Source organism: Dactylosporangium sp. NPDC049525 (genome assembly GCF_040676755.1).
Lineage (GTDB): Bacteria > Actinomycetota > Actinomycetes > Mycobacteriales > Micromonosporaceae > Dactylosporangium.
The window spans coordinates 1-13,978 of record NZ_JBFAPO010000050.1; the positions used below are offsets into that span (position 1 = coordinate 1).

Consider the following 13,978-nt stretch of genomic DNA (forward strand, 5'->3'; position numbering starts at 1 on the left):
TCCGCCGCGTGCACCTGGTGCAGCTGGTCCAGCGACTCGTGATCCTGACCGGCCTCAACGTGGCCGTAGTCAACGCCGCCGTTGTCGCCGCTGTCGCCGCTTTCCCACTCGCTCATGGTGTCTCCCAGGTATCCGGTGTGGCTGTCTTGTCGCTGTTGAATACAACGTTAGACAACCCCGCGACCCGTCGAATCCCCGAAACGTGCCACCGGCGCGAGCTCAGCGGACGACGCGGCCGCTGACGTTCGAGGCGGGCTGGGGGCCGTAGTGGCGGGAGTCGCGAGCGACCTCGCGGTTGTCGCCCATGACGTAGAGCATGCCGTCGGGCACGGTGACCGGCACGCAGTCCGTGGCCGCGCCGTGCGTGTAGGGCTCGTCCAGCGGCGAGCCGTTGCGGCGCACCGTGCCGCCGTCACAGTCGATGGTGTCGCCGGCGACACCGATGACCCGGTCGACGGTGGTGAACCAGCCGCCGTCGCCGGCGGGGACCCGCAGCACGACCACGTCGCCGCGGTCGATGCCCAGGACCCGGAACGTGACCCGGTCGACGAGCGCATGGTCGCTGATGCCCAGGGTCGGCGCCATCGCACCCGACGGGATCGAGCGGACCGTGAAGGTCGAGAACGCGGCGGCGGCGACCAGGGCCGCGGCAACGGTGCGGCGGGCGCCGGGCCGCACCCGCCACGCGACCCGCAGGCCACCGGCGGTCCAGCGCAGCACCGCCCAGGTGCCGGTGACGTGCTCCAGCTCGGCGACGACGGCGGCGCCCCACGGGTCACGGGTGCGGAACAACGCCACGGCCAGGACCCGGCGCGCCAGCCCGTGCGCGGCGGTCATGACGCGGCCCGCGGGCGCAACCGGACCACCGGCGCAGCAGCCGCGGCCGCGCGGCGCTCCAGCCGCGAACGGGCGAGGGCGGCGCCGTCGGGAGTCAACCGGTACAGGTGGCGCGGTGGACGGCCAGGCTGCTCCGCCGGCTCCCACCGGGTCTCCAGCAGCGCCCCCTCGGCGAGTCGCATCAGGATCGGATACAGCGACCCGGACGCGAGCCCGGTCTCCCGGCTCAGGTCATACCCGTACCGCCAGGCCTCGGGGGCGGTGAGCAGCGCCTCGAAGACGTGCAGCGTCTGCGGCGACGTGTGCGGCAACCTCGGCATGCCTGAAACTCTACATATGAAGACTATGGAGCGGAAGCCCTGAAGGTTGCGGCCGGGGTGGCGCGGGCGCGGGCGAGGGCATCGACGCGGCGCAGGGCGTCCGGCAGGCGGAACGCGCCGGCCATCGCGGCGACGAGGGCGGCGGCGTCGGGAAGGGGTACACCGGCGGCGGTGACGAACAAGGGGCGCTCGGCGCCGCCACGGCGGACGGGGATCGCGTGGGTCGCGCTGTGGAAGGCGGTCTTCGCCACCCCGATGACGGGGATGCGCAGCTCGTCGCGGACGTGGGCGCCGAGACCGGGCCGGCCGGCCGGGTCCAGGTCGACGTAGCCGTCGACGATGAGCAGGTCCAGCGGCGGCAGCGGGTCCAGCAGCGCGTGCACGGCGGGCAGCTCGCGCTTGTAGAAGGCGCCGGGCTCATACGGGGCGACCTCGTCCAGCCAGGTGACGCGCTCGTCGACGAGGGTGCCGAACGTCGGCTCGACGGCGACGACCAGGGCGCCCCGGGCGCCGCCGGTGTCGGGATAGTCGACGTCGATCGCCCCGTAGCGCCGCGGATTCACGCCAGCAAGTGTCCCAGCTCTGGAGTGAGCGCGTCGAACAGGTTCTGGTCCGGCTCGGCGCCGGTGGCCTGCAGGACGCCGCCGAAGAAGCGGCGGATGGAGACGGCGAGGATCACGTGCAGGATGTCCTGTTCGGACAGTCCGTGGGCACGTAGCTGGTCGGCGTCGGCGGCGGTGACCTTGCCGGGGTCGGCGGCGACGAGGTCGGCGAAGTCCATGACGGCGACGTCGACCGGGTCGAGTCCGGCGTCGTGCCAGTCGGTGGCGATCGCCTGCAGCGTGGCGTCGTCGTAGAAGCGGGCGCGCAGGACGCCGGCGTGGGCGAGGCTGCAGTAGGCCGCGCCGATCCGCCGGGCGGCGACCAGGGTGACCAGCTCGTAGCGGCGCAGGTCCATGCCGGCCTTCACCGACTGCGACAGCGCGCCCCAGTGCTGGTAGACCTCGGGGGCGAGGCTGAAGACCCGCTCGTAGTTGGTGGCGGTGCTGTCAGTGCCGCCGGGGATTCGCAGGTACGTCATGCCACGCAGACTAGGCGGCTCAGGCCACACGGTCGCCGGTCTCGGACGCGACCAGGGCCTCGGCGAGCTCCGACAGGTCCAGGCCGAGCGCCTTCGCCAGGGCCGCGACGGTGAAGAACGCCGGGGTCGCGATGGCGCCGCGCTCGATCTTGCGCAGCGTGTCGAGGGAGATGCCGGCCTCGTAGGCGACCGCCGCGGCGCTGCGGCCGCCCCTCGCCTGCTGGAGGAGCCTGCCCAGGACAAGGCCCCGGTGGCGTTCGTCGGCGGTCAGCGGGTTCCGCACCATGCCACGATGATAATCCTGGTATTACAATCTTCAGCCATGGTGGTACTGAAGAGCGCCGCGGAGCTCGAGACGATGCGTGAAGCCGGCCGGATCGTGGCGCTGACGCTGCGTGCCGTGAGCGGGCAGGCGAAGGCCGGGGTGTCCCTGCTGGAGCTGGACGAGCTGGCCCGGGCGATGCTCGCCGAGCACGGGGCGAAGTCCTCCTTCCTGCACTATCTCCCGTCGTTCGCGCCGATCCCGTATCCGGGGGTGCTCTGCCTGTCGGTCAACGACCAGATCGTGCACGGCATCCCCGACCGGCGCCGGCTTGTCGACGGTGACCTGCTCTCCATCGACTTCGGCGCGCACATCGACGGATATCACGGCGACTCGGCGGTGACCGTGGGCGTCGGGGCGATCGACGAGGCTGCGCAACGCCTCGCCGGCACGTGCGCCGAGGCGCTCGCCGCCGGGATCGCCGCCGCCCAGCCTGGCGCCCGCCTCGGTGACATCTCCTTCGCGGTGGAGACGGTCTGCCGCGCCGCGGGCTACGGCATGCCCACCGGCTACGGCGGTCACGGCATCGGCACCGCCATGCACGAGGACCCGCACCTGCCCAACACCGGCCGCCCGGGCCGGGGGCTCACGCTGCGCCCCGGCCTGGTCCTCGCGATCGAGCCGATGGTGATCGAGAGCGGCTCCGACCGCAGCCGGGTGCTCGCCGACGGCTGGACCGTGTCCACCGTGGACGGATCCCGCGCCGCGCACACCGAGCACTCGGTCGCGATCACCGACGACGGCCCCGTCATCCTGACCACCGTGTAGCGGCCAGGCTCACGCCAGGGCCTCGTCGAGGCGGATCGCGGCGTTGATCAGGGCGAGGTGGGAGAACGCCTGCGGGAAGTTGCCGAGCTGCTCGCCGGTCGGGCCGATCTCCTCGGAGTACAGGCCGACGTGGTTGCTGTAGGTCAGCATCTTCTCGAACGTGAGCCGGGCCTCGTCGAGGCGGCCGGAGCGGGCCAGCGCGTCGACGTACCAGAAGGTGCACATCGAGAAGGTGCCCTCCGCGCCGTCGAGGCCGTCGGGGGACTTCAGCGGGTCGTACCGGTAGACGAGGCTGTCGGAGACGAGGTGCTCGTCGATGGCGCGCAGCGTCGACTGCCACCGCGGGTCCTGCGGGGCGACGAAGCCCACGAGGGGCATGTAGAGCAGCGCCGCGTCGACGACGGAGCTGTCGTAGTGCTGGGTGAAGGTCTGCCCGGCCGGGTTCCAGCCGCGCTCCATCACCTGCCGGTAGACGGCGTCGCGCTGGGCGGTCCAGCGCGGCACGTTGCCGGGCATGCCGAGCTCGTGGGACAGGCGGATCGCGCGGTCGAAGGCGACCCAGCTCATCACCCGGCTGTAGGTGTGGTCCTTGCGGCCGGCGCGGGACTCCCAGATGCCGTCGTCGGGCTCGTCCCAGTGCTCGCACAGCCAGTCGACGGAGTTCGCGAGGGCCTCCCAGCCCTCGTACACGGGTCGCAGCCCGCTCTGGTGGGCGCGGTACACCGCGTCGAGGGCCTCGCCGAAGATGTCGAGCTGGAGCTGGCCGTTGGCGTCGTTGCCGACGCGCACGGGGCGGGAGCCGCGGTAGCCGTCGAGGTGGCCGAGGGCGAGTTCGGGCAGGTCGGTGCTGCCGTCGATGCGGTACATGATCTGCTCGTGGCCGGCCATGAGCCGGTCACGTATCCAGCGCAGGAACGCGACGGCCTCGTCGCAGTAGCCCAGGCCGAGCAGGGCGTGGATGGAGAAGGACGCGTCGCGGATCCAGGTGTACCGGTAGTCCCAGTTGCGCACCCCGCCGACCAGCTCCGGCAGGCCCGCGGTCGGGGCGGCGACGAGCGCGCCGGTCGGGGCGTAGGTCATCAGCTTGAGCGTGATCGCGGAGCGTTCGACGGTTTCGCGCCAGCGGCCACGGTACGTGGAGCGCCCCACCCACGATCGCCAGAAGTCGCGGGTCTCGTCGTACAAGCGCCAGATCTCGTCGAGGGAGACCGTGTTCGCGGTGTGCGCCGGCCCGGCGGCCAGGATCATGCCGCCGCTGTCGCCGGTGCCGGCCTCCACGACGACCCGGACCCCGCGGTCGGTGTGCTCGATGCCGTTCATCACGTCGGTGCGGGCCGGGTTGAGCGTGAGCGCGGCGTCGTGGCTGGTGAAGGTGACGCCGCCGGGGCCGATCGACGTGTCGTGCGGTGCCCGCGCGTAGTCGAAGCCGGGCTGGCACTCGAAGACGAAGCGGCCGTGACCGCGGACGATCCGCATGATCCGCACGATGCGGTGCTGGTCGACGGCGACGTCGCCGGTGACGGGCATGAAGTCCAGCAGTTCGCCGACGCCTTCGGGGCTCATGAAGCGGGTGATGAGGATCGCGGTGCCCGGCAGGTACAGCTGCCGGGCCACGAAGTCGTCCCGCTCGGGCCGCAGCCGGCAGAAGCCGCCGCGCGCGGTGTCCAGCAGCGATCCGAAGAGGCTCGGCGAGTCGAAGCGCGGTGCGCAGAACCAGTCGATGGTGCCGTCCTGCGCGACCAGTGCGGACGTCTGCAGGTCGCCGATCAGGCCGTGACCCTCGATGGGGGGATAAGAGTCCATGACTTGACGGTCGCCCGCCGGAGGTGACCAGACAGCACCCTCCGAGGATGACTGGGGGAGGACCCTGGGTAGCCCGCGGATGACCTAGGCCGGCGGTTCCGGCCCGGCGGCGGCGCGTTCCAGCAGCGCGACGAGGCCCGCCCGGGTCGCCACCACCACCATCGTGTGGGCCCGGTCGAGGGTCCGCCCGCGGTTGCGCTCGGGCCACCAGAACGTCTGTACGCCCTGGTCGAGGCCGGGCCGGCCGGTCTGGACGGCGACGAGGCGGATCTCGTTGGTGACGCTGACCTCGTGGAAGTGCCGGCCCTCCAGCCGGGAGCGGGCACCGACGCGGACCTCGGCGACGAGCAGGACCCGGCGGCCGACCGGGATCGTGTCGATCACCTCGCTGCCGACCATCGACGCGGCGAACGCGGGCGCGGCCAGGTAGGAGACGCTGCGGGAGTGGTTGATGCCGAACGCGACCTTGATCCGGCGGGCGAAGTCCTCCTCGAACAGCCGCAGCACCACCCGCAGGTCGCCGCGCAGCGAGCGGGCCAGCAGCGCCGCCTCGAGGTTGGCGACATCGTCGGTGGTGACCATGACCAGGCAGCGGGCGGTGGTCACCGACGCGGCCGAGAGGGTTTCGGAGTCCCGCGCGTCGCCGAGGATCACCGGGATGCCCAGGCTCCGCGCGACGGCGACACCGCGGGCGGTCGAGGAGCGGTCCACCGCCACCACGTCGATGCCCTGGTCGTGCAGTTCCTGGACGACCCGGGCGCCGACGTTGCCGAGGCCGACCACGATCACGTGGTCGCCGACCGGGTCGGCGAGCCCGCCGGCGGCGATCTTCAACCGTGCCTTGACGAGGGTGTTGACGACGGCGGCGGTGACCGCCGGGATGACCGCGACACCTGCGACGACCAGGGCGAGGTCGACGACCTGGGCGGAATGGGACTGCTCGAAGTCGGCGCCGGCCCCGCCGAGGGTCGTCAGGACGGTGACGTACAGCGCCCGCCACGGGCCGAGGTCCTTGACGGCGGCGACGACGACGGTGCCGGTGGCGATGAGCGCGGCCACGCCGACCAGGACCCGGCGCAGCCCGCCCTTGAGCACCAGCCGGGTCGTGCGCAGCGGGTGCGGGCGGACCCGGCGCGGCGCCGGCTGGGGATGACCGTAGGTGCTGACGAGGACCAGGTCGGCGGCGTTGTCGTCGGCGGGAAGGCTGACCGGGTCGCGATCCTGGGGGGCGGTCACGGCCAGGCCGCACCGGATGTCGGTCGGGTTGGCGGCGGCCCGGTCGACGGCCGCCAGCTGCTGCCCGTCGCTCATCCGGATCGACGTCGGGGTGTTGTCGCCGAGCGCCGCGGCGACGAACGCGGGCGCGGCGATCTCCGACGCCGACAGCACCGCGCAGTTGCGCAGCCGCGACGCCACGCCCTCGCCGAGGACGGTGTTGAACATCCGCAGCACGACCCGGACGTCGGGCAGGGTCTCGCGGGCGATCAGCGCCGCGTCGACGTTGGCCACGTCGTCGGCGTCGACGAACGCGATGGCCTCGGCCTCGGCGAGCTCCGGCCGCAGGAACGTGGCCGCGCTCAGCCGCCGCTCCTCGACGACCATCGACCATGGGTCCGGTGCGCACAGCTCCGCGATCTCCGGCGCCAGGTTGGCGGCGAGCGACGGCACGACGACGGTCACCTGCGCGCCGTAGCTGTTGATCAGTTCGCCGACCAGACGCCGTGCGAGGGCGTTGTCACCCCAGACGACGAATCTGCGCACACCCGTGATCGTATCGACGGTGTGCTATCAGCAAGATGGCGGTAGACCGACCAGCAGATTCACGTCGTACACCAGGATGGCGTAGCGGCCGGTGTCGAACCGCACCTTCGGCACCCCCCACATCTTGACCGCCTGCGCCGGGGTGCCGTAGAACGGCCGGTCCCGCTCGAAGACGATGAACCGCGCGTCGTGGGCCTTCGCGTCATACATGCTGGTCTTGGACTGCCAGCACATCGGCGCCACCCGGTCGCCGTCGCCGAGGACCGGCACGACCGTCACCTTCCGCTCGGTGGTGACGGTGATGTTGTTCGACACCCAGTAGGCGCCGAGGCCGTAGCTGAGGTTCCGGGCCCGCAGCCAGTCGGCGACGACCTGACCCTCGGACGGCTCGGCCCGCGGCGGGGAGTACGCGACGAGGTTGAGCGTCAGCAGCGCCAGGACGCAGGCGAGGACGACCTGCCGCCAGCGGGCCTGCAACCGCGGCACGATGACCCGTCCGGCGATGACCGCGGCCATCGGCAGCACCGGCGAGATCTCCCGCGCCGCCATCAGGTCGACCGGCAGCGTGGAGACGATCTCCGCGCCGATGTCGCAGCAGATCGCGACCGCCATGATCGACTCGATCCGGTCGGCGGTGCCGAGCACGGTGCGCACCAGCACGATCACCACCGCGATCAGCGCCACCACGAAGCCGCCCAGGTGCAGGTAGGACACGCCCTGCTGGATCCATTTGGACTGCCAGCCGGGGCGGTGGGTGCCGAACAGCACGCCGAGCATCCGGGCCGTCATGTGCGCCCGGCCGAACCACTCGTCCCACGGCGACAGTTCGATCGGCGGCCGCGGCGTGTGGTAGCCGCCGATCGCGTGCAGCCCCCAGGTCGCGACGTGGGACAGGACCACCGACACGCCGCCGGCCACCGCCAGCTGGAAGTCCATGCTCGTCAGGCGGCTCCGGTACGACCCGGGCAGCCGCCACGCCCGCACCAGGCAGGTCAGCGCCAGGGGCAGTGCGCCGACGAACGTGACGAGCGGATCCCCCCACGCGCCCCAGCCCAGCAGCAGCGCCACCACGACCGGCTTCCACTTCGTGTCCCGCATCCGGTCGATGGCGCCCCAGGCCAGCAGCAGCGGCACTGCCGAGCCGGTGTGGTTCGGCGAGGACAGCAGCGTCTGGTATCCGGTGCCGGGCACGGGGACGAGCAGGATCGCGACCGTCACCCCGACGCGCAGCCAGCCCTGCAGTCCGGTCGCGCGGCCCTTCGCGAGGGCCGCCGACAGCAGCACGATCATCGTGTACGTGATCGCGGCCGCGATGTGGATCTGCGCGACCGTCGGGCCCGTGAACACCTGGATCATCGCGTACTGGATGAGCTCCGTCGGGTAGAACGCGACGTCCGACAGCGTCCAGCCGGTCAGCCGCGGGTTGCCGTGGAACATCTCCCAGGCCTGCATCGCGTTGCTGGCGCCGTCGCTGTTGATCGGGAACGCGTACGCCATCCGCAGGTAGGCGAAGAACAGCCCGACGGCGGCCACGGCGATCCCGAACCCGGTCACGACACCGGTCAACGGCCTGGTTTTCAGCACCCCGGCAGGGTAGCTACTCGAACTCGTCCGCCAGCTCGCGGTATGCGGCTAGTACCGTTTCCGTCCGTTCCGTCAGCGTTTCGGCGGGTTCCGGATCGCGGGCCGGTCGGGCGTTGATCGCGCCGAGCAGCGCGTCGGCGGTGTTGACCCGCACCCGGGCCCGGGCCTGGGCCGCGCGCTGGTCGAGGAACCCCTGGCACAGCCCGGCGAGGTGCCGCAGCCGGTCGGCCCGCCGGCTCACCTCGGCGTCGATCTCGGTCAGCCGGGCGGTGAGCTCCGCCTGCCGGTCGGTGACCGCCGCGAACAGCAGGCCGGCGCCGATCGGCTCGCCCACCGACGCGCGCAGCTCCCGCACCGCGGTCCGCAGCTCGCCGCGCTCCGCGAGGGCGTGCGCGAGGTCCCACAGCGTGCGTTCCAGGGTGTCCTGCGGGTCCGTCGGGTCGCCGAGGCGCTCCAGGACCGGCCAGGTCAGCACGATCCGGTCGGCGTGCGCGGCGGCCTCCTCGAACACGACCCGGTCCCGCGGGTCGGTGAGGAACTGCCGCAGCGCCTTCTGCCGGCTCGCGGGTGTGCGCACCAGGTGCAACCCGGCGAACAGGAACCCGGTCGCGGCGACCACGGCGAGGAGGGTGCGGCCCAGCGGCGACGGGTCCAGCCAGTGGATCCCGAGGGCCACCACCGCGGCGCAGGTGAGGGCGGCGGCGTACGCCACGAACACCCAGTTGTCGGCGGGCCAGTACGGCCCGCTGCGCGGCTGGTCCGCGGCGCCCGCCAGCCCGCGGTCGACGGCCCGGTCGAGGGCGCGGGACGCCTGCCGGCGCACGATCGCCGTCCGGCGGCCGCGCAGGTATTCAAGCACGCCGGACCAGCGCAGAGCAGGCGCTCGCGAGCAGCAACCCGGCGAGGACCCCGGGCAGGCCGCCGACGACCCCGGCGAACAGGGCCGTCGCGACGAGCACCGGCATTGACAGCGGCCCCACCCAGGCCGGCAGGTGCTGTGCCGGTAACCCCACCAGCGTGATCAGGGACGCGGCGGCCAGGGCGAGCAGTGGTGCGAGGGGTTGGCCGGCGACCAGCACCAGCCCCGCGGCGAGGGCCACGCCCAGCGCCGGCCCCGGCAGCGGCAGGACCGTCAGCAGGCCCACACCGACCGCGGCGGCCTGTGGGTGCGTGACCCCGCCGACGTTGAGTGCCGGCCACGCCACGGTAGCCGCGAGCGCGCCCCAGACGCACCGATGGGTCGCCGCCGCGGCGGGTCCGGGTCCCTCGTCGACGGCCCGGACCAGCATCACAGCAGCCGCAGTTCCCGAGCCCGTTCGACGGCCTCGCGCCGGCGGCCGGCGTGCAGCTTGCGGTAGATGTTCTTCACGTGCGTCTTCACGGTGTTGACCGACACGTACAGCGTCGAGGCGATCTCCAGGTTGGACATGGTGCCCTGCAGGTAGCGCAGCACCGTCAGTTCCCGCTCGGTGAGCGGCTCGACGAGGCTGCCGTCGGCGCCGCGCCCGCCGCCCGCGAGGGGTGACGACCCGGCGGCCAGTTCGGCGGCGAGGGGGTGGTACACCGGCAGCAGCGGCGCGAAGTTCGCCAGGAGGTCCCGCACGGGGTGCCCGCCGACGAGGAACGGCCGGCGGAAGCTTTCCTCCTCCGCGATGTCCAGGGCCACCTCCAGGCCGCGCAGGACCCGGTTGCGGTCACCGAGCGCCCGTCCGGCCAGGGACGTCAGGATCGCGGCGTGCACGGTCCACGTCAGCGCGGTGTCCACCGACGGGGTCGCGTACTGCTGGGCGGTCGACGCGGCGGCGGCAGCCTTGCCCTCGACCAGCGCCGCCGACGCGTCGACGCAGGCGGCCCAGCCCGGGTACACGTCCGGGTCGCCGCCCGTGGCGACGAGCCGCCGCGCCGCACCGAGGTCGCCGCCGCTGATGCGCAGCTCGGCCTCGGTCAGCGCCAGGGCCCGCTCCACGCTCGGGGCGAGCGCCGCGCCGCCCAGTTCGCGGCGGGCGGTGTGCAGCACCTCCAGGGCCGCGGCGAGGCGGCCCGAGCCGTGCCGGAGCTTCGCTCGGACGGTCGCGATCGCGACGAGCAGGTCGGGGTCGCCGGCGGCGAGGTCGAGGCCCTCGTCCAGGAGCCGGTCGGCCTCCGCGATGCGGTCCCATTCGCCGTACACGCTGGCGAGGGCCATCCGCACCCAGCCGAGGTCGGTGGCGTCGGTGATGCCGAAACGGTCCGCGGTCACCAGGGCCTGGCGGCCGAGGCGGGCCGATGCCCGGAGCCGGCCGCGGGCCGCTTCGAGGACCGACAGCTGGGCCGCCGCGCACACCTGCGCCTGCGCCATTCCCGTGCGCTGGGCGAGCACCAGGGCGCCGTGCAGCGGCGTTCCGGCGGCGGCGAGCTCGCCCAGCCGCAGCCGGGCCTCGCCCTCGTCCAACATGGACAGTGCCCGGATCTCGTCGTTCTGCTCGTCCGGCCGGTTGAGGTCGCCGAGGGCCGCGAGGGTCCTGCGCGGGTCGCCGGAGAGCCACGCCTCGGCGGCCATGAACCCGGCGATCATGCGGGCGTTGGTCCGGGCCGGGCTCTTCGCGGTGGGCTGGCCGTTCGGCGCCGGCGAGCCGGCGGCGGTCTGCCCGGCCGCGGCGGTCTGCCCGGTGGTGTTGGTCTGGGCGGTGGTGTTGGTCTGGGCGGTGGTGTTGGTCTGGGCGGTGGTGGCGGTCTGAGCGGGCTGGCCGGTGGTGGCGGGCTGCCCGGTGGTGGGCTGGCCGGTGGCCGGGGGCGGGGCGGTCATGACCGCCGTCGCGTTGGCGCCGCCCGAGGTGGGCCGCGCGGGCGGCGCGCCCGTTCCGGCCGGCATCCCCGATCCGGCCGGCATCCCCGGCGTGGTCGACGGGCCTTGTGTGGTCGGCGGGCCCTGCGTGGCCGGCAGGCTCGACGCGGTCTGGCCGGGGCGGGCGGACTGCCCGGTCAGGCCCGACCCACCGCCCGTGCCCGGCGCGCCGGTCGGGCCGCTCAGCCCGGTCGGGGTGCTCGGGCCGGCCGCGGTGCTCTCCCGCCGACCCGCCGGCGGTTCGGCGTTGCCGGTCGAAGAGCTGTTGCCGGTCGAAGAGCCGTTGCCGGTCGAAGAGCCGTTGCCGGTTGACGAGCCAGCGGCGGTCGAAGAGCCGGCGCTGGTTGACGAGCCGGTGCCGTTGCTCGTGGTCGGACCGGCTGCCGGGCTCGGGGGGTCCATGGCGGTCGTGGCGTCCGTGGCGCGGTTGCTGCGGCGCAGGAAGTCGCGGGTGCCTTCCAGGTCGCCGACCCGCAGGCGCTCCGCCGCGAACGCGAGGGCCAGCCGCGGGTCGGTGTGCTCGTCGCCGGCCGGCGCGTGCGGCGCCGCCTCGTGCGGGCGGTCGTAGCGGACCCCGCCGACGATGTCCGGCCAGTGCCGCTCAAGGGTCTCGACCGCGCCGACCCAGTCCTCGGCGAGCAGCGCGTGGCGCATCGCCTCCGCCGGGATGCCGTACGTCGAATGCCACGCCGCCGCGCGGCGGTGCAGCTCAGCGACCCGTTCCGGGTTGCGGCGCAGCAGCTCGGAGTGCAGCGTGCGGGCGAAGAGCGGGTGGAACCGGTACCAGCCGCCGGGGCCGGCGTTGCGGGTCAGGAACGCGTTGGAGCCCTTCAGCTCGGCGAGGACCCGGGCGCCGTCGTCGCGGCCGGTGATCGCCTCGACGAGGCCGGCGTTGAGCCGCGTCGCGACCGCCGTGTCGAACAGCAGCCGGCGGGTGTCGGGGGGCAGCGTCTCGATGACCTCGCCGGTGAGGAAGTCGCCGACGGCGGTGCTGTAGGGGCCGCCGTCGTCGAGGACCCGCTCCGGCTCGGGGTGCCCGCGCATCGCCATCGCGGCCAGCCGCACGCCGGCCGGCCAGCCCTCGGTCATCGAGTGCAGCGCGTACAGGGTGCTGCCCGGCAGGACCACGTCGTGCGCGGCCAGCAGCTGCGCGGTCTCGGTGATGGTCAGCGACAGGTCGGTCGTGCGCATCTCCGTCAGCGAGCCGTTGACCCGCCAGCGGTACAGCGGCAGCGCCGGGTCCCGGCGGCAGGACAGCACCAGGTGCAGGCGGCCCATTCCGTGCCGTACCAACGACTCCAGCTCCGCAAGGGCGGTCGGGTCGCTGATCTCGCGCACGTCGTCGACGACCACGATGTGGGGCCGGTCGAGCGAGTCGACGGCCCGAGTGAGGTCGTCCTCGTCGATGTCGCCGTCCATGTCGTTGTTCATGCCGGCGGGCAGGTCACTCTTCACATCGGCGGCCGACAGCGCACCCCGCAGCCGGCCGGGCACGTCGGCGCCGTCCGGCGAGTGCGAGGTCACCCAGCGCACCACCGGCATCTCGTCGCCGATCCTCGCGGTGCGGGCCCAGGCGACCAGCGCCGCGGTCTTGCCCCATCCGGCGGGCGCGGTCACCAGCGTCAGCGGCGCACGCACCGCGGCGTCCAGCTGCGCGACGACACGGTCCCGCAGCACGTATCCGGGTGGGAGATCCGGCACCGCCAACGTCGACGGGGCCGTTCCACGGCGATCATGCTGTACCAGCGCTTGCGACACTCGGTGCCCCCCGATTTCATACCTCGCCAAACGTGACGAGCAAAGCACCGCCCGCAGCTGCGGGGCCTCACCCTGCCTGGGTGGTCTTCCCTGTACAGATGTGGCTGTTTGCCTTGCGTAGCAACGGTTCCATCGACGTCGCTGCACCGGCACGCCAGGCGCAGGAGGCTCACCCGGAACGGATGACGCGCGGTCACCACAGTGGTCGGCAGCGTTCCCGCTATCGCCCGTCGCTTCGACGGGCGGGGGAGGGGATGAGCCCAGGATGAGCGCGCTTGTCGGCGAGATCGAACTCCGCGGCGAGAACGGGTTCGAGTTGAGCCTCAGGGGCTACCACCGTGCCCAGGTCGACCGCTACGTCGCCACCTTGCAGATGCGGCTGACCACGGTGGAGACGGAGCTCGCCTCGGCGCGCTACCGCGAGCAGCAGCTCGCAGGCAAAGTCGAACGGCTCAACACCGAACTGCGCCAGTGTACGTGCGGCGACGAGAGCTCCAAGGCCGTCGGTGGCCGGATCCAGCAGATGATCGAGCTGGCGGAGCAGGAGGCGGACGCGCTGCGCAAGCAGGCCGCCGAAGAGCTGGACGGCGCCCGGATCGCGGCGGAGGCGATGCTCGCCGATGCCCGCAAGCACGCCGAGGACGCGATCCGCGACTTCCAGACCGCACTGGCACAGCGCCGCTCCGAAGAGGCCCGCGCCGAGCAGTCCCGCCGCGTGCAGTGGGACACCCGCCGGCAGCGGCAGCGCGAGGCGGCGGAGAACCTCCTCGCAACGACCCGTTCCATCGGCACCGAGGGCCTACAGACCGCCCGGAGGCTCCTGGACGCGCTGTCCGCCCACCCCCCCATGGTCCCGGCGGTGGTGGCGACGGGGGTGTTGTTTGTGCCCAACGCCCCAATGGCTTAACCCACCGTACGCC

General features: G+C 73.1%; 13 protein-coding genes. 2 read left to right on the forward strand and 11 right to left on the reverse strand.

Going from position 1 to position 13,978, the window contains the following annotated elements:
- Nucleotides 1-219: 219 nt before the first annotated feature.
- Genes lepB through AB0K00_RS43595 form a run of 5 tightly spaced genes read right to left on the reverse strand, consistent with a single transcriptional unit; the run spans nucleotide 220 to nucleotide 2,524 of the window.
- Nucleotides 220-837: a signal peptidase I gene (gene lepB / locus AB0K00_RS43575; protein ID WP_363534146.1), complete on the reverse strand. Its 618-nt coding sequence runs from the start codon at nucleotides 835-837 to the stop codon at nucleotides 220-222.
- On the reverse strand, nucleotides 834-1,157 hold the full coding sequence (locus tag AB0K00_RS43580) for a PadR family transcriptional regulator (protein WP_363534149.1): 324 nt from the start codon (nucleotides 1,155-1,157) through the stop codon (nucleotides 834-836). The genes lepB and AB0K00_RS43580 overlap by 4 nt, the downstream gene beginning before the upstream one ends.
- 23 nt (nucleotides 1,158-1,180) lie before the next feature.
- Nucleotides 1,181-1,720 carry an endonuclease V gene (locus AB0K00_RS43585; RefSeq protein WP_363534152.1) on the reverse strand — a complete coding sequence of 180 codons (540 nt, stop codon included), beginning with the start codon at nucleotides 1,718-1,720 and terminating at the stop codon, nucleotides 1,181-1,183.
- The gene (locus AB0K00_RS43590) at nucleotides 1,717-2,238 is read right to left on the reverse strand and encodes a peroxidase (RefSeq protein WP_363534155.1); all 522 of its coding nucleotides are present in this window, start codon (nucleotides 2,236-2,238) and stop codon (nucleotides 1,717-1,719) included. The genes AB0K00_RS43585 and AB0K00_RS43590 overlap by 4 nt, the downstream gene beginning before the upstream one ends.
- Nucleotides 2,239-2,257: 19 nt before the next feature.
- Nucleotides 2,258-2,524 (reverse strand): helix-turn-helix transcriptional regulator, encoded by a 267-nt coding sequence (locus AB0K00_RS43595; protein WP_363534158.1) that lies wholly within the window; start codon nucleotides 2,522-2,524, stop codon nucleotides 2,258-2,260.
- Between the two features lie 36 nt (nucleotides 2,525-2,560).
- Between AB0K00_RS43595 and map the strand changes: the two genes are divergently transcribed.
- On the forward strand, nucleotides 2,561-3,328 hold the full coding sequence (gene map, locus AB0K00_RS43600; protein WP_363534161.1) for a type I methionyl aminopeptidase: 768 nt from the start codon (nucleotides 2,561-2,563) through the stop codon (nucleotides 3,326-3,328).
- Nucleotides 3,329-3,337: 9 nt separating this feature from the next.
- On the opposite strand, the gene AB0K00_RS43605 is transcribed toward map, so the two are convergent.
- The 6 genes from AB0K00_RS43605 to AB0K00_RS43630 form a co-directional block, all read right to left on the reverse strand.
- A complete protein-coding gene (locus AB0K00_RS43605; protein WP_363534164.1) occupies nucleotides 3,338-5,131 on the reverse strand; it encodes a glycoside hydrolase family 15 protein in 1,794 nt (597 codons plus the stop codon).
- Between the two features lie 84 nt (nucleotides 5,132-5,215).
- Nucleotides 5,216-6,892, reverse strand: a complete 1,677-nt coding sequence (locus AB0K00_RS43610) for an NAD(P)-binding protein (RefSeq protein WP_363534167.1) — start codon at nucleotides 6,890-6,892, stop codon at nucleotides 5,216-5,218.
- A gap of 27 nt (nucleotides 6,893-6,919) precedes the next feature.
- Complete coding sequence (locus AB0K00_RS43615) at nucleotides 6,920-8,476, reverse strand: hypothetical protein (protein ID WP_363534169.1); 1,557 nt, start codon at nucleotides 8,474-8,476, stop codon at nucleotides 6,920-6,922.
- 13 nt (nucleotides 8,477-8,489) lie between these two features.
- Nucleotides 8,490-9,335: a hypothetical protein gene (locus tag AB0K00_RS43620; RefSeq protein WP_363534172.1), complete on the reverse strand. Its 846-nt coding sequence runs from the start codon at nucleotides 9,333-9,335 to the stop codon at nucleotides 8,490-8,492.
- Nucleotides 9,328-9,765 (reverse strand): hypothetical protein, encoded by a 438-nt coding sequence (locus tag AB0K00_RS43625; protein ID WP_363534175.1) that lies wholly within the window; start codon nucleotides 9,763-9,765, stop codon nucleotides 9,328-9,330. Before AB0K00_RS43625 ends, AB0K00_RS43620 begins: the two co-directional genes overlap by 8 nt.
- Nucleotides 9,765-13,001 (reverse strand): LuxR C-terminal-related transcriptional regulator, encoded by a 3,237-nt coding sequence (locus tag AB0K00_RS43630; RefSeq protein WP_363534178.1) that lies wholly within the window; start codon nucleotides 12,999-13,001, stop codon nucleotides 9,765-9,767. Before AB0K00_RS43630 ends, AB0K00_RS43625 begins: the two co-directional genes overlap by 1 nt.
- 322 nt (nucleotides 13,002-13,323) lie before the next feature.
- On the opposite strand from AB0K00_RS43630, the gene AB0K00_RS43635 reads away from it, so the two are divergent.
- A complete protein-coding gene (locus AB0K00_RS43635) occupies nucleotides 13,324-13,965 on the forward strand; it encodes a hypothetical protein (protein WP_363534181.1) in 642 nt (213 codons plus the stop codon).
- The last annotated feature ends 13 nt before the right edge of the window (nucleotides 13,966-13,978 follow it).